Raw genomic sequence first — 20,091 nt, 5'->3', positions numbered from 1 at the left:
TCCTTCGCTTGTTATTTTCCAGAAAGTTCGATGTTGTTTGTGCGCTCTGACCAACAACCCGTACCATCTGGAATTAATTCTACAACTTCCACATTCTGTGGAGTCACTTTCGCTATACGTCCGTTAAACAACCCTAGATACTCACCCACGCCCATCCGATATACACTGCCATCATTAGTTTCAATCAGCGCCCAAGTTACATTAGCTTCACTTAACGTACCGCGCATTTTTAGGTTGTCTAAAGCATAAGTTTCTAAACGGCCCTTACGACGTTTTAAATCCGGTTGTAAGCAGTTTTTACTGGTATCAACGACTTCTTCGGTTAATTCGCGAGAAGGCGGAACAAAGGGACTACGCATTAACTCAGCCTGGTAGGCAAAATGCTCAAACTTTGGCGGTTCTTTTAAGGGTGGAATATGCGCCACATGCTGTGCTTTAGTTGTAGTAACAAATAGCTCTAAATCACTACGATCGCCAACACACCCGATTAAAAAAAGACTTATCCCTAACAGAGGTAAGAGTTTCATTATTTCTTCCCCTTGTTAGCAGGCTTTTCGGGGGGTAACTCTGCCCCTTCTTTAAAGCGATAGGTTTTAGCAAGAATGTCCATGGTTAAAGTACCGCTATCATCACGTTTGATCGTAAAATCATGCAAACTAACAATACGAGGTAACTTAGCAACACCACTCACCATATTGCCAATCTGGTGATAATCACCAGTGACTGACATCTTAATTGGAAATTCGATATAAAAATCTCGCTGAATTTCAGCTTCCCAATTTAAACTTTTAATCCGTAAACCAGCATCCGTTGCTGCAAAGGTTAAGTCATCAAGCAAACCGGGCATCTCGTTTTCTGAAGGTAACATTTTCAGCAATTCGGCAAATTGCCCTTCCATTACGGCAAGTTGTTCACGATAGAGCTTTAAATTAGCGGCCAGTTGATATTTGTTTTGAAAATCTTCTCTTAGCTGTAACTCTTTGTTTTGTTCATTATTAATCACATCGATTGCATCAGACAACACCACAAAATATCCCGCTGCAAATACGCAAAGAGCCAGCAAAATAGCGAAAAATACTTTTACTTGTTTTGGCCAACTTCCGATATTTTCAAAATCGATATCATTAAACTGACTGAGATCGAGCTTCATTTACTCGCTCCTTTTGCCGCTTTTACGGGCTCTTCAGCAATGGCTCCTTTGATGCTCACCCTTAAACTAAAGCTCTGCAATTGTCTTAACTCATCATCTTGGGTAACGATCGATTGCATATTGGGATCGGTTAACCACTCAGACGCTTTTACCTTACGCATCATATTTGCTACGTTATTATTCGACTCACTGCGACCTTCAATGAGCAACAAACTGCCTTTTTTCTCAAGACTTGATAGATAAATTCCTGGCGGAACAATACGCACTAGCTCGTCTAATACGTGTGTCGGCAAATTACGGGATTGCTGAAGGTTTAAAATAATTTCTGTTCGACGCTCAATATCTTTTTTACGTTCAGTGATCTTTTTAATCTCGGCAATTTGAGCATCGAGTTGCTGAATTTCTGACTGTAAATAAGCATTTCTTGCTCGCTGCTCATCAGTCATCATTTCGAGTAAAGCCAGCGCAGCATAGACTAAGATTGCTGACCCCAAAAATACCGCAGCCAATATGCCGATATAATCGCGTTTCTGCTTTTCTCTCGCTTCTTCACGCCAAGGAAGCAGGTTTATGTTCGCCATTGACCGTAGCTCCTCAGGGCTAAGCCACAAGCAACCATATATTTGCTAATGCTAGGTTGCAGTATATTTTTAACGGATTCATCCGCGTGCAGGCATCCTTGGAAAGGGTCGGCAATTATGGTGTGAACACCTAACTCATTGGTCAATAAGTTAGCCATGCCTTCTAGTTTAGATGTGCCACCACATAAGACGAGATAGTCGACTTTATCTTTGCCGCTTGAAGTACAATAAATTTGCAGCGTTCGCTTAATTTGCTGCAGTAATTGCGTTTGGAAGGGAGATAACACTTCAAACATATAATTACGCGGTAAATCACCCTCGATTTTTGCTTTTTCTGCCTGCTCATAAGACATGCCATAAAAAGAGAGAATCGACTGAGTAAATAACTCACCACCAAAGGCTTGTTCACGGATAAATGTAGTTTCGCCAGACTCGACAACGCAGAAAGTAGTCATATTCGCGCCGATATCGACCATGGCAACCGCTTTCTGGCGAGCCCCTTCAGGTAATTGGCCTAGGACTAACTCAACCGCTCGACCTAAGGCATAACCTTCAACATCAACGACTTTAGTCTCTAGCTCGACTTCATCAAGCGCATCAACTCTGGCATCGATATTGTCAGTACGGCAAGCACTGAGTAACACATCGACCTTAGAAGGATCGGTACTGTTGACGTTTAAGGTTTCAAAATCAATGCTGACTTCATCAAGGGAATAGGGGATTAAGTTATCAGCCTCAATCTCAATTTGCGCTTCCATTTCCTCTTCGCTAAGCGAGGCATCCATGTAGATGACCTTAGTCATTACAGCAGAACCAGAAACCGCAACCGCAGCATATTTAACCGATTTAGGCAAAGCACGCTTTACCTGTTTGAGGCATTCAACAACGGCATCGGTATCACGAATATCATGATCGTTAATAGCACCCTTTTTTACGGGAACCGCTACGTGACTTAATATTTTGTATCCATCAGCAGTCTTACTCAGCAAAATGGCCTTTACTTCATGGGAACCAATATCAATTCCGACCATTTGCGGAGCCTGACGCTTCCATAAATTTGAAAGCATAATCCGTTGTCACTTTATTATTTATATTTCAGTATGAGAGATTAGCACAAAATCAACCCGTTATACGTATTTGTATAGAATGTTTCAAGATTTTACAAACGCTATTTTAGGGCCGTCACGTTTTTGCTTCACCCAAACGTTCGCGCCTTATATACTGTCGCACTTAACTGAACATTAGGATCAATTTAGGTGAAGTGGTTAAAACGTATTGTTATAGCTCTATTCAGTCTAGCCCTTTTGGGCGTAGGCGCCATTGTTGCAGCATACTTTTATGTTTTGCCGGATCTGCCGGATGTTTCGACACTAAAAAATGTGCAATTACAAACACCTTTGCGCATTTACAGTAGTGATGGCAAACTCATATCTCAGTTTGGTGAAAAACGACGTATTCCCTTAAAACTGGAAGAAGTCCCCAAACCGCTGTTACAAGCCTTCCTTGCCACCGAAGATGCGCGCTTTTATGAGCATGGTGGTATCGATCCTGTCGGGGTAATCCGCGCAGCAATCGTCATGTTAACAACCGGCGAAAAAAAGCAAGGAGCAAGTACTATCACCATGCAGGTGGCACGTAACTTCTTCCTAACCCGCGACAAAACCATTATTCGTAAGGTGAAGGAAATTTTTATTTCCTACCATATCGAGCAGTTGTTAACGAAAGATGAGATTTTAGAGCTGTACGTTAACCGTATCTATTTAGGCCAAAGAGCTTATGGCGTTGGCGCAGCCGCTCAAGTGTATTTTGGCAAAAACGTCCAAGATCTGACTCTGTCTGAAATGAGTATGATTGCTGGCTTGCCAAAGGCCCCCTCAACGCTTAACCCCATTACTTCACCTTCCCGTGCTCTCGCTCGTCGCAACGTGGTGTTGATGCGGATGAATGAAGTGGGGTATATCAGCAAAACGGAGTACCAAACCGCACTCCAGGAGCCACTCGTAGCCAAATATCATGGTGCCGAAATCGATCTCTATGCCCCTTATATTTCTGAAATGGCCCGGGATTACATGGTGCAAAAATATGGTGAAGAAGAAGCCTATACCAATGGCTATAACGTCTACACCACGATTTCATCCGATCTCCAGCTGTTAGCGCAGCAAGCATTACGCAATAATGTTTATGCCTATGATGAACGTCATGGCTACCGCGGTCCTGCTGCTATTTTGTGGACAGGCGCTAAGCCTGATAATGCACAAATCAAAGCTGAACTGGCTAAAGTCACACCCGTCCAAGAGTTACAACCTGCCGCCGTATTAAGCATTGATGGACAGCAAGCCAGTGTATTAACCGCTAAAGGTGAAACCAAAGTCATCAAATGGGATGGCTTGAAATGGGCGCGTAAATTTATTAACGATAAACGCCAAGGTGCGGTACCTAAATCGGCTTCAGACATGCTGACAGTAGGCGAACGTATTTGGATCCGCGACAATGGCCAGTACTTACAATTATCGCAAGTCCCCGAAGTAGCGAGTGCCACAGTGTCACTCGATCCGGAAAATGGCGCTATCCGTACTTTAGTAGGTGGTTACAGCTTTAGCCAAAGCCAATACAACCGCGTGACTCAGGCTAAACGCCAATTAGGTTCGAATATTAAACCTTTCATCTATGCTGCGGCATTAGAAAGAGGCTTTACGCTCGCGACTCTGATTAACAACGCACCGATTAATAAACCCGATATTAGCCAAGGTACTGCCTGGCGGCCGAAAAACTCGCCCGATATCTATGGTGGCCCAACGCGTTTACGTGTGGGCTTAGCGCAATCGATCAACGTCATGTCTGTTCGTGCCATGCGCCATATTGGTTTAGATGCAGCTATTGCCGAGTTAACTAAGTTCGGTTTTGACCCTAACGACTTACCACGCAACGAGTCCTTAGCACTGGGTTCACCTTCGGTAACGCCCTTACAAGTCGCAGCTGCTTTCAACGTGTTTGCAAATGGTGGCTTCTTGGTTGAACCTTTCTATATCGAACGAGTAGAAGACTCCTTCGGTAATGTAATTGAAAAAGCCAATCCAACCTTAGCTTGTAAGCCAAGTGGTAATCTAACCCAACCGAGTAGCGACCCAATGGGCTTTAGTGAGCCAACGGCGCAAACCGATGAGCCTGTTGCCCATTGCTTTGAACAAACTGGCCGTTACGCACCGCAAATTATCTCCGAACAAACGGCATTCCTGATCACCGAAGCGCTGAAGAGCGTGATCTGGGGTGGCGGCGATTGGAGTAAAGGCACAGGTTGGCAAGGTACTGCTTGGCGTGCGGCGCAATTAATTAAACGCCATGATATTGCAGGTAAAACGGGGACAACCAACGAATCTCGTGATACGTGGTTCAGTGGTTTTGGCCCAACGCTGACGAGCACCTTCTGGGTGGGATTTGACGATCATGGTCGCCAGTTAGGTAGAACCGCTTGGAACGCTAATGGTGAAAAAGATCAAATCACCGGGACCGAAGCCGGTGCTAAGACCGCAGGACCTGGCTGGAACGAATTTATGAATAACGTGCTTAAAGGCGTTCCAGAAACCACGGCGATTCCACCAGAGGGAATCGTCTCGGTGCGGATCGACCTTGCAACAGGCAAGCTCACTCGTAAAACTGATTACACCAGTGATTTTGAATACTTTATCTCGGGCACTGAACCGAAGGAATATATCAGTGAAAGCCAAGATGAAAATAATCTCTTCATCGATGCGCCAGCGGATGACCTGTTCCAATAGCCGTAAATAGCAATAAAAAAACGCGACCTTGAGTCGCGTTTTTTATTGCTCACCTAAGATTAACCTACTTTGCCATTAACCCGCTTTTTTAGCCGCAATCGCTTGCTTAACTTGAGTCAACGCTGTGCCGCCGAGGACATCACGTTTTGCCAAACAGGCTTCGATGGTAAGGTTGGGATACACATCATCTTCGATGATATCGGCAAAGGTTTTAAACTCGGCCAGCGTAAAACCTTCTAACGGGATCTTCTTAGCAATCGCTGCAACCACTGCCACACCGACGACATGGTGCGCTTCGCGGAATGGCATGCCCTTAGACACCAGATAATCCGCCAATTCGGTCGCGTTGGCATAACCTTGCTGCGCGGCTAACAGCGCATTCGGGCGGTTAACGACTAAGCCAGATAAGACTAATGCCGCCATATCCAAGCAAATAGCCCAGCTGTCGACCACGTCGAACAGGCCTTCTTTGTCTTCCTGCATGTCTTTGTTGTAGGCCAGTGGCAATGCCTTCATCGTGGTGAGAATACCCACTAAACTGCCATACACACGACCCGTTTTACCGCGGATCAGCTCCAGCGCATCGGGGTTTTTCTTTTGTGGCATCAAGGACGAGCCTGAGGTCACTTCGTCACTCAAGGAGATAAAGCCCGCTTCACCCGTATTGAAGAAAATCAAATCTTCGGCCATGCGGCTTAAGTGCATCATGCTTATTGAGGCGGCTCCGCACAGCTCAACCACATGGTCGCGATCCGACACGCTGTCCAAACTGTTTAAGGTTGGCGAAGCAAAGTTCAGTGCTGCTGCAAGCGCATATCTATCCATTTGATAGGCTGTGCCCGCCAATGCACCCGAACCGAGCGGACAGGTATTGGCGCGCTTTAAGGCATCGGTTAAGCGGCTAAGATCACGCTCAATCATTTCCACATAGGCTAAACACCAATGGCCGAAGGTCACAGGTTGAGCACGTTGCAAGTGAGTATAGCCTGGCATTACAGCATCAAATTCACGCTCAGCAAGCGCGATAAGTTCGCTGCGTAAGGTTTGTAGGCGAGCCACTAATGCCGCACCTTCGGATTGGCACCAGAGTTTTAAGTCGGTCGCGACTTGGTCGTTACGGCTACGGCCCGTATGGAGTTTTTTTCCCAGATCGCCGACTTTGGCGATCAACGCAGATTCCACGAAACTGTGAATATCTTCCGCGCCCGAGGCGAGAATAATCGCAGGATCGCCCTTCACTTCCACCAGCAGCTCGTTCAACGCTTTCTTCAAGTCGCGGCATTCAGTGGCAGTGATAATGCCGACGCTAGCAATTGCATCGGCCCAAGCGATAGAACCGACCACATCTTGCTCAAACAAACGGTAATCCACCGGCAGTGAATCGTTGAATAATTTAAATAGCGCGCTGGTTTCGCCCTGAAATCTTCCACCCCATAAAGCCATGCTCAATCCCCTCGGTCACTGCTTTGAATACGTTAAAACTTAAGATATAAAAAAGGGCGCTAGGCGCCCTTTAAGTCTGCCTATTACTTAGCGTTGAGCGCGCGGATACGGCTCGCTAACGAGTACAGACGGATAAAGCCTTCTGCGTGTTTTTGGTCGTACACTTGGTCTTCACCGAAGGTCGCAAACGCTTCAGAGTACAAGCTGTTTGGCGAACGTTTCTTAACGGCAATCGCGTGACCTTTGTAGAGTTTCACCACAACTTCACCGTTGACAGACTCGGCTAAAGACTCAGATGCCGCCAGCAGCGACTTACACAGAGGTGTAAACCAACGACCGTCGTACACTAAGTGTGCCATTTGGGCACCCACTTGCTCGCGCCAAGTACGGCTAGTTTTATCCAGCACTAACTCTTCAATCGCGCGCAGCGCGGCAAACATCACAGTGCCGCCTGGGGTTTCGTAGCAACCACGGGACTTCATGCCCACTAAACGGTTTTCGGTGATATCGATACGACCCACGCCATGTGGTGCAGCGATGGTGTTCAGCTTCATCAGTGCAGCGTAAGGCGTTAATGCTTCACCGTTTACTTTAGTCACACGACCATTTTCGACTTCAAGTGACACATATTCTGCTTGGTTTGGCGCATCTTCCGGATCGGCAGTCAGCGTCCACACACCTTTACTTGGCTCGTTCCATGGATCTTCCAACTCGCCACCTTCGTGGGAAATGTGGAATGCGTTGGCATCACGGCTGTAGATCTTAGTGGCAGAAGCTGAAGTCTTAATATTACGCTCAGCTAAGTAAGCCAATAGATCTTCACGGCTCTGCATGGTCCATTCACGCCACGGTGCAATCACTTTTAAATCAGGCGCTAATGCCGCAAAGCAACCTTCGAAACGCACTTGGTCGTTACCCTTACCGGTACAACCGTGGCACAGGGCATCGGCACCCACTTTACGCGCCACTTCAACCTGCGCCTTCGCGATGATTGGGCGCGCCATTGAAGTACCTAACAAGTAAGTCCCTTCGTAAATCGCCCCCGTTGCCATGGTTGGGTAGATGTAATCTTTAACGAATTCTTCTTTCAGATCGACGATATGGCATTCAGACGCGCCTGAGGCTAATGCCTTTTCAGTCAGACCCACTAACTCTTCTTCACCCTGACCAACGTCAGCGCAAAAGGCGATGATTTCACAGTTGTCGTAGGTTTCTTTTAACCAAGGAATAATGGCCGAAGTATCTAGACCACCCGAATAGGCTAAAACGACTTTTTTCACGCCAGTATTTTTGTTCTCGATAGACATCTTAAATTCCTATAACTCGTTTCTCACCTTGGAGAAAGTAGGCTGCTAAACAGGGTTAAATTAACTAAATAGGGTTACCAGTACTGCATTTTGGGCGTGCATCCGATTCTCAGCTTGTTGCAGGATCAAGGAGCCTTCGCCATCCATCACTTCATCGGTCACTTCAACACCGCGGTGAGCGGGTAAGCAGTGCATAAAGAAGTGAGCACCCGCTTTCGCCATCAAGGCCTTATTGACCTGATAAGGTGCAAACTTATCCTTAATTTCCGCTAACGGTGTTGGATCTCCCATGGAAATCCAAGTATCAGTATAGATAGCATCGTGACCTTCAATCGCATCAATATCTGAAGTCAGTACAACCTTGCCGCCATATCGGCTCGCGAGCTCTTGCACTTCGGCCACAACGTAGCCATCAGGAAAGTGACCCGCAGGGCAGATCACTGTCATGGTGGCACCGAGAATGGCCGCGCAATACATCAATGAGTTAGTAACGTTATTACCATCACCCACATACGCTAACTTAGCATCACTGATATTTTCAAAATGCTCGGCCAAGGTTAAAAAATCGGCTAAAGCTTGGCAAGGATGGTATAAATCCGAAAGTGCATTAATCACGGGCACACTACCAAACTCAGCTAATTGTTCGATAGTCGTGTGGGAGAACGTTCTCGCCACAATAGCATCAGCCCAACAGGACAGGTTAGAAGCAAAGTCAGCGACCGATTCCCGCTTACCTAAGGCACCATTTTGCTGGTCTAGGTATAAACAGTGGCCGCCAAGCTTGTTAATACCGATATCGAAGCTAACACGAGTACGCAGAGATGGCTTTTCAAATAACATCACCACACTCTTACCGTCCAGTGCATGACGATACTCAGCGGGATTCGCTTTAATCGTCTTTGCCAAGGTAATCAGATCCAGCAACTGCTGCTGGGTTAACTCTTTTATCGATAGTAAATGCTTCATAACCTACTCCGCTTATGGTTGGATTTGTGTGCCCACGGCCTCACCTTTTGCTAATGCGACTAATTGGCTTGCATCACGCCATGAGGCCACTTGAACCGCCTGCCCCATCCACTGCGCCACTTCGAGTGCAGCTTCAACTTTTACTTTCATTCCCTTTTCGATCACGCCTTGCTTAACCAACTCGGCAATCTGCTTACCATTCAATGAAGGGATTAATTGACCTTTACCATCGAGTACGCCAGACACATCCGATAACAGCACCAACTTGCCACCGACCAACTTAGCTAATACCGTCGCCGCTTGGTCGGCGTTCACGTTCAGCATTTGGCCATCGTCCATCATGGCAATTGAGCTACAAATCGGCATCCAGCCTTGGGACAGAATAAACTTGAGGTAAGTCGCGTCCTTAGGAGAAACCTCGCCCACTAAGCCTAAACGCTCATCTTTAATCTTGGCCGATACCGTGTTGCCATCGGCTAAGCTCATGCCCACACTCACAATCCCAGCTTTTGTCGCTGCGCCTTGGAGGATCTTGTTTGATGTGCCAGCCAGTGCACCAGCAATAATCGGCATTTGCTCCGGCGGAGTGACCCGCAAGCCTTCTAACTTAACAGTTTCCATGCCGTTGGCGGCTAATTGCTCATCGACCAAACAGCCGCCGCCATGCACCATCAGCACTTGCTGACCATTGGCGATCATTGCTGCTGCGGTATCCATTAAACGCGCCATCCCCATTTCACACTGCAGCAGGGCGCCGCCGACTTTAAGAACTAATACTGAGTTGTTGGTAGACATCTTGACGACTCTCTTAAATAAGGATGAACGGTTAAAGGTTAAAGTGAATCTTTATGCATTGCAGGGCTTGGCTCGCCGCGCCTTTCATCAAATTATCGATGGCACTGGCAACCACTAAGTAGCCACTGTTCTCATCAAACTTCCAACCTAAGTGGCAATTCGGAGTCAGCACCACATCATCCACTTTCGGGAACTGGTTCTGTTTCACCGTCACCAGCGGGGCTTGGTCATAAACACTGTATGCCGCAGCCACATCGGCAGTGGTGGTGCCTGGTTTTAGCTGTACCGTGATGGTTGCTAAAATGCCGCGCTTGAAGTTGCCAAGGTGCGGCGTGAAGATCACCTCTTGCCCCAATTGAGTGGCAATTTCGGGTTGATGTCTGTGGCCTAATACGCCGTAGGGTGTGAGGCTCACTTCGCAAAAACTGGTATGCAACTGCGCCTTACGACCCGCGCCCGTCACACCGCTGACCGCATTGATCACCGGATAGGCGGAGGTCAGTAAATTCTTTAATGGTTTCAAAGCGGTTAATGATGCTGTTGGGTAACAACCTGGCACAGCAATCATCTTAGTTGCGCCGACTTCTTTGGCATTCCACTCGGCAAGACCATAAACAGCCTTGGCTAGCACCTCGGGATATTCGTGCTCAAAACCGTACCACTTAGGGTACTGCGTCACATCACTGAAACGATAGGCACCGCTTAAGTCAAACACGGCTAAACCTTGGTTGTAGAACCAAGCCGCTAAATGCAAACTCACCGAATGCTCGGTCGCTAACACCACGGCATCCGCCTCGGCGACGATCTTCGCCTTCGCTTCTTCAGTCAGTGGTGACAGAGCTAAATCAATGTGGCTGTAGACAGGGTACAAATCTGCTAAAGCTCTACCTTTATCTAAACTATTTTCAGAGACATACAGGCCTTGAATTGATAATTCAGACTCCGCATGGACTAAAGCTGTTAGTTGTGCGCCTGTGTAACCACTGGCACCGATAATGGCGATGTTTTTCATATGTATTTTTATAAACCGAATCAAAGAGACTTAAAGAATAGATGAATAGCGTACACGCACCAGCGTATATCTATGATGACAAGACTATCGTCGTAGGAAATCGTAATGGGTCGTTATTTTATTCACTGACGGCTTAACGCTATACATCATGATATTTACTCTACAGGTCACAAGGGGTGACTCATCTCAACTGCTGGCTAGACTACCACAAAGATCTATTTATGCAATATATGTGAATATATATTTTTATTAAATTTTGTCTTTTATCTGCGTTCGAGCACGCTTAGCAAATAACACAATACTTCACTAACTGCTTAATAACTCAGTTATCTATGGATGAAAGACTGAAAAATCAGTCCTTTTTATTAACACCGAATACACATACCCGCAAAGCCGAAAATGATGCAGTTCATATTCACTTCCACTAAACATAATAAAATATTGCGTTAGCTCGCATTTATATTGAATATTCTTCAACAATTGTCGTGATTAGTTGCATATAAGATAAGCCAGTCGTATAAGTTATAAGTTCTGCTGTTGACCATTGCCCTCAGTGGTGGGTATTGTGCTAGCGGGCTATATACCCAAGCGACCTGAAGACTCTCATCACCTACAGGTTGTTTGGGTATATTGCGGATTTTTATATTTTTCAATTCGGAGTAACTATGGCAGGTAATGTGGCAGACAATGTGACCGACATGTATGCGTCGTTAAGATCGAACGTGAGTATGTTAGGGCAGATCTTGGGCGATACGATGCGCACCCACCTCGGCGATTCTTTCCTCGAGAAGGTTGAGCAAATTCGTAAACTCGCAAAAGATTCCCGCCGTGGCGACGAAGCGGCACGGGAGCAAATGCTAGAACTGCTGACTGCACTCCCCGATGAAGAGTTAGTGCCTTTTGCTAAAGCCTTTAACCAATTCCTCAACTTAGCAAACTTATCCGAACAATTTCATACTATTAGCCGTAACTGCGATGAGCTGGTTTGCGTACCGGATCCGGTCGAACAGTTGCTTGGTCGCATGCTTAATGGCCGTATCGATCAAACCAAGATGTTGGATTGCTTAAAAACGCTGGACATCGACTTAGTCCTCACCGCGCATCCAACGGAAATCTCTCGCCGCACACTGATCCAAAAATATGCTGCGATTGTGGATTGCCTCGCCGAGCAAGAAAACAATCAACTGTCGGACAGAGAGCGCCGCCAAATTAATCTGCGTCTGCGCCAGTTAATCGCCCAAATCTGGCACACCAATGAAATTCGCCGTGAACGCCCAACGCCAGTAGATGAAGCCCGCTGGGGATTATCCACCATTGAAGAATCCCTCTGGCATGCTGTCCCCGACTTTTTAAGGCAGCTCAACGATCAAGTACAAGATCGCACAGGCCAGCAATTGCCTATCGATATCGCACCGGTGCGCTTCTCAAGCTGGATGGGGGGCGATCGCGACGGCAACCCTTTTGTGACCGCTAAAGTCACTCAAGAAGTGTTAGATCGTAATCGCCATGCCGCCGCACGTTTATTCCTCAAGGATATAGTGTTGCTGGTTGGCGAGTTATCGATGGAAGAAGCCAACAGCGAGCTGATGGCGTTTACCAACAATAGCTGCGAACCCTATCGTTTTGTGCTGCGTTCATTAAGACAAAAACTGCGCGACACCATCGACTACTTAAACGCCCGCATCGAAGGCCATAACCCAGAAGTCGATAAATCGACGCTGATTTGGCAAGAAAGCGATCTGAAAGCGCCGCTAGAGATGCTGTATAAGAGTTTATGTGACTGCGGCATGCGTTTGATTGCTAATGGTTTACTCCTCGACATTCTGCGTCGTCTCGCTTGTTTTGGCATCCATATGTTAAGGCTCGACATCCGCCAAGACGCAGGCCGTCACTGCGATGTACTTGCAGAGTTAACCCGTTATCTAGGTATGGGTGACTTTAATCATTGGGATGAAACCGAAAAACAAGCCTTCTTGCTGCGTGAACTCAGTAACCGTCGCCCGCTGATCCCAAGCAACTGGCAACCTTCTGCCGATGTGGCCGAAGTACTTAACACTTGCCGTTTAATTGCTAAACATCCTGCTAAGGCGTTGGGCTCCTACGTGATCTCGATGGCGAGCAAGCCTTCAGATGTATTAACCGTATTATTACTGCTCAAAGAAACTGGCTGTACTCATCCAATGCGCGTTGTGCCGCTTTTTGAAACCTTAAGCGACTTAAATAACGCCGCCGAGTGTATTACCGCACTGCTCGATATCGACTGGTACCGTGGTTACACCAAAGGTATGCAAGAGGTGATGATCGGTTATTCAGACTCGGCCAAAGACGCGGGTGTAATGGCGGCCGCTTGGGCGCAATATCGCGCACAGGAGCAGTTAGTCGCCGTCTGTAAACAGGCTGGCGTTAAGCTGACGCTGTTCCATGGTCGTGGTGGCAGTATTGGTCGTGGCGGCGGCCCAGCTCACAAAGCGATTCTGTCGCAACCGCCCGGCTCAGTTGATGGTCGTATTCGCGTCACCGAACAAGGTGAGATGATCCGCTTTAAGTTCGGCCTGCCTAAATTGGCGGTGCAAAGCCTAGCCCTGTACACCTCAGCGGTGTTAGAAGCGACCTTGCTTCCGCCGCCAGAGCCTAAGCAGGAATGGCGTAATTGTATGGAGCGCATTGCTCAGGAGTCAGTGAGTGCTTACCGCGGTATTGTCCGTGAAGAGCCGGATTTTGTGCCTTATTTCCGTGCAGCCACTCCGGAGGTTGAACTAGGCAAATTACCATTAGGCAGTCGCCCAGCAAAACGTCGTGTCGATGGCGGTATCGAAAGCTTACGTGCCATTCCTTGGATTTTTGCTTGGTCTCAAAACCGCTTAATGTTGCCAGCATGGCTCGGCGCCGGTGAAGCATTACAGGCTGCCTGCGAACGTGGAGAAATGGGTTTGCTACAGGATATGGATCGTGAATGGCCCTTCTTTAGCACGCGGATTTCCATGCTGGAGATGGTGTACGCCAAGGCGGAACCTAACTTAGCGCGTTACTATGAAACCTGCTTAGTACCGCCCAATCTCCACCACTTAGGCGAAACTTTACGCCAGCGTTTAGATCTCGGCATTAAAGTGGTGCTGGAGCTGACTAAATCGGATACCTTAATGGCGCATACACCGTGGAATCGCGAATCAGTCAAACTGCGCAATCCCTATATCGATCCATTAAACTTCCTGCAGACCGAGTTATTGGCTCGTACTCGCAAGGAAACAACCGAAGCTCCCGCTTCCGAACACGTGCAACTCGCCTTAATGCTGACGATTGCCGGTGTCGCGGCGGGCATGAGAAACACAGGTTAATGAAAAAACTCACGCTTAGCCTTTGCTTGGGATTATCTGTACTGCTTGGCGGCTGCGTCACGCAGTACAGTATTAGCGAGCATGAAATGGAGCAGTATCTCAGCAAAGAGATCCATTTTGAGGTGAAACAAGGTAATCAACTCGTGGGCGCGCAAGTGCGCATTAACGACATCAGTGTCAGACTCGGTGAAAAGCCTGACACTATGAGCGTAAGTGCAACCACTCAGGTGTCCATCACTAACCCTATTTATCCGTTGAAGGCGCAACTTTCAACCACCTTTGAGGCTAAGCCTTGGTATGACAGTGCCACCCACAGCGTCTACCTACGCCAGCTTGAATTGGTGAAAGTCGAGTCAACACCCAAGGATATCGAGAAAGCCATCAGTAGCGCGACACCACAAGTGATGGGCTACTTAAGGCATTTCCTCGAGAATCAGCCCGTTTATGTACTCGATACGAAGGACAGTAATCAAGCGCTGATGGCGAAGATGACCGAGAGCATTCAAGTCGTCCCTGGCGAATTAGTCCTTAAGTTCATTAAATAACGGCTTGCGTTGCAAACCATTCACCATAAAAAATGCTCCCTCGGGAGCATTTTTGTTAATCCAGCTAGACTGACTAAAACCCGTAAGTCAGCAAAAAGTTACTTGCTGAAACGCCCTATCGACTGATAATCCACAATCACAGCTTCGGTGAGTAACTCACGTCTTAGCATATCGTAGGCTACCGCCGCACTTAAGCTACGCACTAAATCCCGCGAACGTCGCGGCAGTTTTATCATTTGGCTGTAGACGCCACTGCGGGTTGCCAAGGCAATTGCCACCGTACCAACGGGCTTTTCTTCGGTCCCGCCATCAGGTCCCGCTATCCCACTGGTCGCTAAGGCAAAATCACTGTCTAAAATAGCACGCGCGCCCTTGGCCATTTCTTCAACCGTTGGAATAGAGACTGCGCCGTGATCGTCTAAGGTCGCAGGGTTAACTCCTAACACTCGCACCTTAGACTCATTACTGTAAGTCACCAGACCGTGTTGCAAATAGGAAGAGCTGCCCGGGAAATCCACTAACTGACTGGTAATCATCCCACCCGTACAAGACTCAGCAACACTCAAGGTCAATCCAGAATTCAGCAACTTAGCATGGATCTCTTCGGCAAGCGTCGCTTTATCTTCGGCGACGACCGCAGTTCCCAGCACCATTTTGATGTGCCCAGTCACCCGTGGCAGCAAAGCAATCGCCTTCTCGCCGCGGGCAAAGATCTTAATCTCAATATGTGGCATTGAGGAGCGATAACCAATGGTAATCCCCTCAGGCAACTCCAATGGCTCAATTTTGTCGGCAAGGGAAGACTCGCCATGACCTATGGTCAGCAACTTCTTCAGCGCCACCTTAGCGTCGAGGTCAAACTCTTCACGGATAAAAGGAATAAACTGTTCCTTCACCATATGCTTGAGTTCAAATGGCACGCCAGGGGTGAAGAACAACCAAGCTCGATTCAACTTCACTCTAAATCCACAAGCCGTGCCAACGGGGTTATCCACCATCACCGCAGACTCAGGCAGCATTGCCTGCTTTAAATTACTCACTGGCATCTCGCGATTATTGCGCGTAAACCAATCTTCTAAACGTTGACGCCACTCACGATTCTCAACCAGAGGCTCGCCTTTAGCCTTAGCCATTGCCTCGGCAGACATATCATCACTGGTCGGCCCCAAGCCGCCATTCACTAAAATCACATCGGCATGCAAACTACGCTCTTGGAAAACCGCAATTAAGTCCTCGAGACGATCCCCGACTGTAACGCGCCTTTGGATCTCAATGCCATGCTCCATCATAGTGCTGGCAAACCAAGCAGCGTTAGTATCAACAATCTGACCCGACAGCACCTCTTCCCCAGTACAAATCATCTCTAACTTCATCATAGATCCTTAGCTACCCCAATAAGTTACTGCATAAGGTAAGTAACCTCTGAAGTAATAGCAAGAGTTGACCTTTGGGAGATATGGTTCAGTAGTGTGAAGAAAATAAGGTAGTCAGTCGCGATTTAGCGCACATCAGGGGTGTGTGAGCGAAAGAGGCTGAAAATTGGAATGAGTGATTTCAAAATCACAATCTAAAGATGACAAACGCGAAAAACAAAAAAGCCAGCTTATTCAGCTGGCTTCATTGTTTAATTAGGCGCTTGGCGATGACCTACTCTCACATGGGGAGACCCCACACTACCATCGGCGCGATTGCGTTTCACTTCTGAGTTCGGGATGGGATCAGGTGGGACCACAATGCTATTGTCACCAAGCAAATTTGGTATCTACTCCCCATCTTATGTGGGCAGTAAATGAATTCGGAAAGCTGGTTTGAGTTCACAAGTACATGGAGGTACTTGATGTCATAAATGCAGGAGCATTTTATGACCACTTCTTAAGTGTTTCTATTCAAGCTAAGTGCTACTTAGTAAAACCCATCTGGGTTGTATGGTTAAGCCTCTCGAGTCATTAGTATCAGTTAGCTCAACGCCTCACAACGCTTACACACCTGACCTATCAACGTCCTAGTCTCGAACGGCTCTTTAGTGGACTTATAGTCCAAGGGATGACTCATCTTGGGGCTCGCTTCCCGCTTAGATGCTTTCAGCGGTTATCGATTCCGAACATAGCTACCGGGCAATGCCATTGGCATGACAACCCGAACACCAGCGGTTCGTTCACTCCGGTCCTCTCGTACTAGGAGCAACTCCCCTCAATCATCCAACGCCCACGGCAGATAGGGACCGAACTGTCTCACGACGTTCTGAACCCAGCTCGCGTACCACTTTAAATGGCGAACAGCCATACCCTTGGGACCGACTTCAGCCCCAGGATGTGATGAGCCGACATCGAGGTGCCAAACACCGCCGTCGATATGAACTCTTGGGCGGTATCAGCCTGTTATCCCCGGAGTACCTTTTATCCGTTGAGCGATGGCCCTTCCATTCAGAACCACCGGATCACTATGACCTACTTTCGTACCTGCTCGACGTGTCTGTCTCGCAGTTAAGCTGGCTTATGCCATTGCACTAACCGTACGATGTCCGACCGTACTTAGCCAACCTTCGTGCTCCTCCGTTACTCTTTGGGAGGAGACCGCCCCAGTCAAACTACCCACCAGGCACTGTCCTTACCCCAGATAATGGGGCCAAGTTAGAACATCAACACTACAAGGGTGGTATTTCAAGGACGACTCCATCAGAACTAGCGTTCCAACTTCATAGTCTCCCACCTATCCTACACATGTAGGGTCAATGTTCAGTGCCAAGCTATAGTAAAGGTTCACGGGGTCTTTCCGTCTAGCCGCGGGTATACGGCATCTTCACCGCAATTTCAACTTCACTGAGTCTCGGCTGGAGACAGCGTGGCCATCATTACGCCATTCGTGCAGGTCGGAACTTACCCGACAAGGAATTTCGCTACCTTAGGACCGTTATAGTTACGGCCGCCGTTTACCGGGGCTTCGATCATGAGCTTCTCTTGCGATAACCCAATCAATTAACCTTCCGGCACCGGGCAGGCGTCACACCGTATACGTCATCTTGCGATTTTGCACAGTGCTGTGTTTTTGATAAACAGTTGCAGCCACCTGGTATCTGCGACTCCCGTCAGCTTAGAGAGCAAGTCTCATCACCAACAAGAGCGTACCTTCTCCCGAAGTTACGGTACCATTTTGCCTAGTTCCTTCAGCCGAGTTCTCTCAAGCGCCTTGGTATTCTCTACCCGACCACCTGTGTCGGTTTGGGGTACGATTCCCGCTAACCTGAAGCTTAGAAGATTTTCCTGGAAGCATGGCATCAACTACTTCATCCCCTTGGGGACTCGTCATCAGCTCTCAGTGTATAGTGACCCGGATTTGCCTAAGTCACCCACCTACCACCTTAAACGCGGACTACCAACGCCGCGCTAGCCTAGCCTTCTCCGTCTCTCCATCGCAGTTAGCGGAAGTACAGAAATATTAATCTGTTTCCCATCGATTACGCCTTTCGGCCTCACCTTAGGGGTCGACTCACCCTGCCCCGATTAACGTTGGACAGGAACCCTTGGTCTTTCGGCGAGGGGGTTTTTCACCCCCTTTATCGTTACTCATGTCAGCATTCGCACTTCTGATACCTCCAGTGTGGGTTACCCCTTCACCTTCAACGGCTTACAGAACGCTCCTCTACCGCGCAACTCTAATGAATTGCACCCGTAGCTTCGGTGGTATGTTTAGCCCCGTTACATCTTCCGCGCAGGCCGACTCGACTAGTGAGCTATTACGCTTTCTTTAAATGATGGCTGCTTCTAAGCCAACATCCTAGCTGTCTAAGCCTTCCCACATCGTTTCCCACTTAACATACACTTTGGGACCTTAGCTGACGGTCTGGGTTGTTTCCCTTTTGACGACGGACGTTAGCACCCGCCGTCTGTCTCCCGAGTAGTACTCATTGGTATTCGGAGTTTGCAAAGGGTTGGTAAGTCGGGATGACCCCCTAGCCTTAACAGTGCTCTACCCCCAATGGTATTCGCTCGAGGCGCTACCTAAATAGCTTTCGAGGAGAACCAGATATCTCCCGGTTTGATTGGCCTTTCACCCCCAGCCACAAGTCATCCGCTAATTTTTCAACATTAGTCGGTTCGGTCCTCCAGTTGATGTTACTCAACCTTCAACCTGCCCATGGCTAGATCACCGGGTTTCGGGTCTACGCCTTGCAACTAAACGCGCAGTTAACACTCGGTTTCCCTACGGCTCCGCTATTCGCTTAACCTCGCTACAAAACGTAAGTCGCTGACCCATTATACAAAAGGTACGCAGTCACGGTCTCAAGAACCGCTCCCACTGCTTGTACGTATACGGTTTCAGGTTCTATTTCACTCCCCTCACAGGGGTTCTTTTCGCCTTTCCCTCACGGTACTGGTTCACTATCGGTCAGTCAGGAGTATTTAGCCTTGGAGGATGGTCCCCCCATATTCAAACAGGATATCACGTGTCCCGCCTTACTCGTTTTCATCAAAGGTTAGTTTTCGTGTACGGGGCTATCACCCTGTGCCGCTGGACTTTCCAGACCATTCCACTAACACCCCTCTGACTTAAGGGCTAATCCCCGTTCGCTCGCCGCTACTAGGGGAATCTCGGTTGATTTCTTTTCCTAAGGGTACTTAGATGTTTCAGTTCCCCTCGTTTGCCTCATTAAGCTATGTATTCACTTAATGATGACACCTTATGGTGCCGGGTTCCCCCATTCGGACATCGTTAGCTCAAATGCTTGTTACTAGCTCGCCAACGCTTTTCGCAAGTTACTACGTCCTTCATCGCCTCTGACTGCCAAGGCATCCACCGTATACGCTTAGTCGCTTAACCATACAACCCAAATAGGTTTCACTTGCGTGAGCCACTTGCGCTGTTGCGACCAGCTGGTTTTACTTGTCTCATCTTCGACCAAGAAGATGGACTCGCCTTAGACTTGAATATTCAAGACACTTAACAAGTGTTTTAAGAACTCAATTTTTTTTCGTATTAACACAACGACAGACATCATTGCGTTAATTACTATCAGCTTTCCAAATTGTTAAAGAACAATGCTTACCGGCTCGCGGTGCATGTCGCTCTCCCTTCCCTTACAGGAAGTTCAACAAGCCATCTGTGTGAACACTCAGGCACATGGATGTGCCGTGTGTAAGAAACGCATGGAGCAGTTTCTTACCAACCAAACATCGAGTTAGT

At 47.9% G+C, this 20,091-nt stretch carries 13 protein-coding genes and 2 rRNA genes; 3 read left to right on the top strand and 12 right to left on the bottom strand.

What is annotated here, in order from left to right; translation table 11 throughout:
• Positions 1 to 11: 11 nt before the first annotated feature.
• The 4 genes from KXJ80_RS03570 to KXJ80_RS03555 are packed head-to-tail and all read right to left on the bottom strand — an operon-like array spanning position 12 to position 2,798.
• Positions 12 to 527, bottom strand: a complete 516-nt coding sequence (locus KXJ80_RS03570) for a pilus assembly protein PilP (RefSeq protein ID WP_169548316.1) — start codon at positions 525 to 527, stop codon at positions 12 to 14.
• Complete coding sequence (locus tag KXJ80_RS03565; protein WP_037424160.1) at positions 527 to 1,150, bottom strand: type IV pilus inner membrane component PilO; 624 nt, start codon at positions 1,148 to 1,150, stop codon at positions 527 to 529. Before KXJ80_RS03565 ends, KXJ80_RS03570 begins: the two co-directional genes overlap by 1 nt.
• On the bottom strand, positions 1,147 to 1,731 hold the full coding sequence (locus tag KXJ80_RS03560; protein ID WP_037425164.1) for a PilN domain-containing protein: 585 nt from the start codon (positions 1,729 to 1,731) through the stop codon (positions 1,147 to 1,149). Before KXJ80_RS03560 ends, KXJ80_RS03565 begins: the two co-directional genes overlap by 4 nt.
• Positions 1,719 to 2,798, bottom strand: coding sequence for a pilus assembly protein PilM (locus KXJ80_RS03555; RefSeq protein ID WP_037424154.1), 1,080 nt, complete (start codon positions 2,796 to 2,798; stop codon positions 1,719 to 1,721). The genes KXJ80_RS03560 and KXJ80_RS03555 overlap by 13 nt, the downstream gene beginning before the upstream one ends.
• Before the next feature lie 189 nt (positions 2,799 to 2,987).
• Here KXJ80_RS03555 and KXJ80_RS03550 point away from each other — a divergent pair, with 189 nt between their 5' ends.
• Entirely contained in the window at positions 2,988 to 5,507 is a 2,520-nt protein-coding gene (locus tag KXJ80_RS03550; protein ID WP_218737839.1) for a penicillin-binding protein 1A, read from the top strand.
• 75 nt (positions 5,508 to 5,582) lie between these two features.
• Here the strand turns inward: KXJ80_RS03550 and argH are convergent, their stop codons facing one another.
• The 5 genes from argH to argC all read right to left on the bottom strand — a co-directional run bounded on the left by argH (position 5,583) and on the right by argC (position 11,030).
• Positions 5,583 to 6,950: an argininosuccinate lyase gene (argH, locus tag KXJ80_RS03545; protein ID WP_218737838.1), complete on the bottom strand. Its 1,368-nt coding sequence runs from the start codon at positions 6,948 to 6,950 to the stop codon at positions 5,583 to 5,585.
• Between the two features lie 83 nt (positions 6,951 to 7,033).
• Positions 7,034 to 8,257 (bottom strand): argininosuccinate synthase, encoded by a 1,224-nt coding sequence (locus tag KXJ80_RS03540; RefSeq protein ID WP_259474526.1) that lies wholly within the window; start codon positions 8,255 to 8,257, stop codon positions 7,034 to 7,036.
• A 60-nt stretch (positions 8,258 to 8,317) separates the two neighbouring features.
• Complete coding sequence (locus KXJ80_RS03535) at positions 8,318 to 9,223, bottom strand: ornithine carbamoyltransferase (protein ID WP_047536215.1); 906 nt, start codon at positions 9,221 to 9,223, stop codon at positions 8,318 to 8,320.
• A gap of 12 nt (positions 9,224 to 9,235) precedes the next feature.
• A complete protein-coding gene (argB, locus tag KXJ80_RS03530) occupies positions 9,236 to 10,018 on the bottom strand; it encodes an acetylglutamate kinase (protein ID WP_037424139.1) in 783 nt (260 codons plus the stop codon).
• A 31-nt stretch (positions 10,019 to 10,049) separates the two neighbouring features.
• Complete coding sequence (gene argC / locus KXJ80_RS03525) at positions 10,050 to 11,030, bottom strand: N-acetyl-gamma-glutamyl-phosphate reductase (protein WP_172589140.1); 981 nt, start codon at positions 11,028 to 11,030, stop codon at positions 10,050 to 10,052.
• A 665-nt stretch (positions 11,031 to 11,695) separates the two neighbouring features.
• Between argC and ppc the strand changes: the two genes are divergently transcribed.
• Both ppc and KXJ80_RS03515 read left to right on the top strand, forming a co-directional pair.
• Entirely contained in the window at positions 11,696 to 14,365 is a 2,670-nt protein-coding gene (gene ppc, locus KXJ80_RS03520) for a phosphoenolpyruvate carboxylase (RefSeq protein WP_218737836.1), read from the top strand.
• Positions 14,365 to 14,910: a YceB family lipoprotein gene (locus tag KXJ80_RS03515; RefSeq protein ID WP_047536207.1), complete on the top strand. Its 546-nt coding sequence runs from the start codon at positions 14,365 to 14,367 to the stop codon at positions 14,908 to 14,910. Before ppc ends, KXJ80_RS03515 begins: the two co-directional genes overlap by 1 nt.
• 98 nt (positions 14,911 to 15,008) lie before the next feature.
• Here KXJ80_RS03515 and KXJ80_RS03510 read toward each other — a convergent pair whose 3' ends face one another.
• The 3 genes from KXJ80_RS03510 to KXJ80_RS03500 form a co-directional block, all read right to left on the bottom strand.
• Positions 15,009 to 16,283: a CinA family nicotinamide mononucleotide deamidase-related protein gene (locus KXJ80_RS03510; protein WP_047536205.1), complete on the bottom strand. Its 1,275-nt coding sequence runs from the start codon at positions 16,281 to 16,283 to the stop codon at positions 15,009 to 15,011.
• Positions 16,284 to 16,544: 261 nt separating this feature from the next.
• A 5S ribosomal RNA gene (rrf, locus tag KXJ80_RS03505) occupies positions 16,545 to 16,660 on the bottom strand.
• A gap of 175 nt (positions 16,661 to 16,835) precedes the next feature.
• A 23S ribosomal RNA gene (locus tag KXJ80_RS03500) occupies positions 16,836 to 19,728 on the bottom strand.
• Between the last annotated feature and the right edge of the window lie 363 nt (positions 19,729 to 20,091).

Origin of the sequence: Shewanella xiamenensis, assembly GCF_024971755.1 — a bacterium.
Classification (GTDB): Bacteria; Pseudomonadota; Gammaproteobacteria; order Enterobacterales; family Shewanellaceae; genus Shewanella; species Shewanella xiamenensis.
This window is presented reverse-complemented; position numbering and strand designations above follow the sequence as displayed.

Bases quoted from the DNA above. Each gene is read 5' to 3' on its own strand.
- KXJ80_RS03570 (WP_169548316.1), bottom strand. From the start codon at position 527: ATGAAACTCTTACCTCTGTTAGGGATAAGTCTTTTTTTAATCGGGTGT.
- KXJ80_RS03565 (WP_037424160.1), bottom strand. From the start codon at position 1,150: ATGAAGCTCGATCTCAGTCAGTTTAATGATATCGATTTTGAAAATATC.
- KXJ80_RS03560 (WP_037425164.1), bottom strand. From the start codon at position 1,731: ATGGCGAACATAAACCTGCTTCCTTGGCGTGAAGAAGCGAGAGAAAAG.
- KXJ80_RS03555 (WP_037424154.1), bottom strand. From the start codon at position 2,798: ATGCTTTCAAATTTATGGAAGCGTCAGGCTCCGCAAATGGTCGGAATT.
- argH (WP_218737838.1), bottom strand. From the start codon at position 6,950: ATGGCTTTATGGGGTGGAAGATTTCAGGGCGAAACCAGCGCGCTATTT.
- KXJ80_RS03540 (WP_259474526.1), bottom strand. From the start codon at position 8,257: ATGTCTATCGAGAACAAAAATACTGGCGTGAAAAAAGTCGTTTTAGCC.
- KXJ80_RS03535 (WP_047536215.1), bottom strand. From the start codon at position 9,223: ATGAAGCATTTACTATCGATAAAAGAGTTAACCCAGCAGCAGTTGCTG.
- argB (WP_037424139.1), bottom strand. From the start codon at position 10,018: ATGTCTACCAACAACTCAGTATTAGTTCTTAAAGTCGGCGGCGCCCTG.
- argC (WP_172589140.1), bottom strand. From the start codon at position 11,030: ATGAAAAACATCGCCATTATCGGTGCCAGTGGTTACACAGGCGCACAA.
- ppc (WP_218737836.1), top strand. From the start codon at position 11,696: ATGGCAGGTAATGTGGCAGACAATGTGACCGACATGTATGCGTCGTTA.
- KXJ80_RS03515 (WP_047536207.1), top strand. From the start codon at position 14,365: ATGAAAAAACTCACGCTTAGCCTTTGCTTGGGATTATCTGTACTGCTT.
- KXJ80_RS03510 (WP_047536205.1), bottom strand. From the start codon at position 16,283: ATGAAGTTAGAGATGATTTGTACTGGGGAAGAGGTGCTGTCGGGTCAG.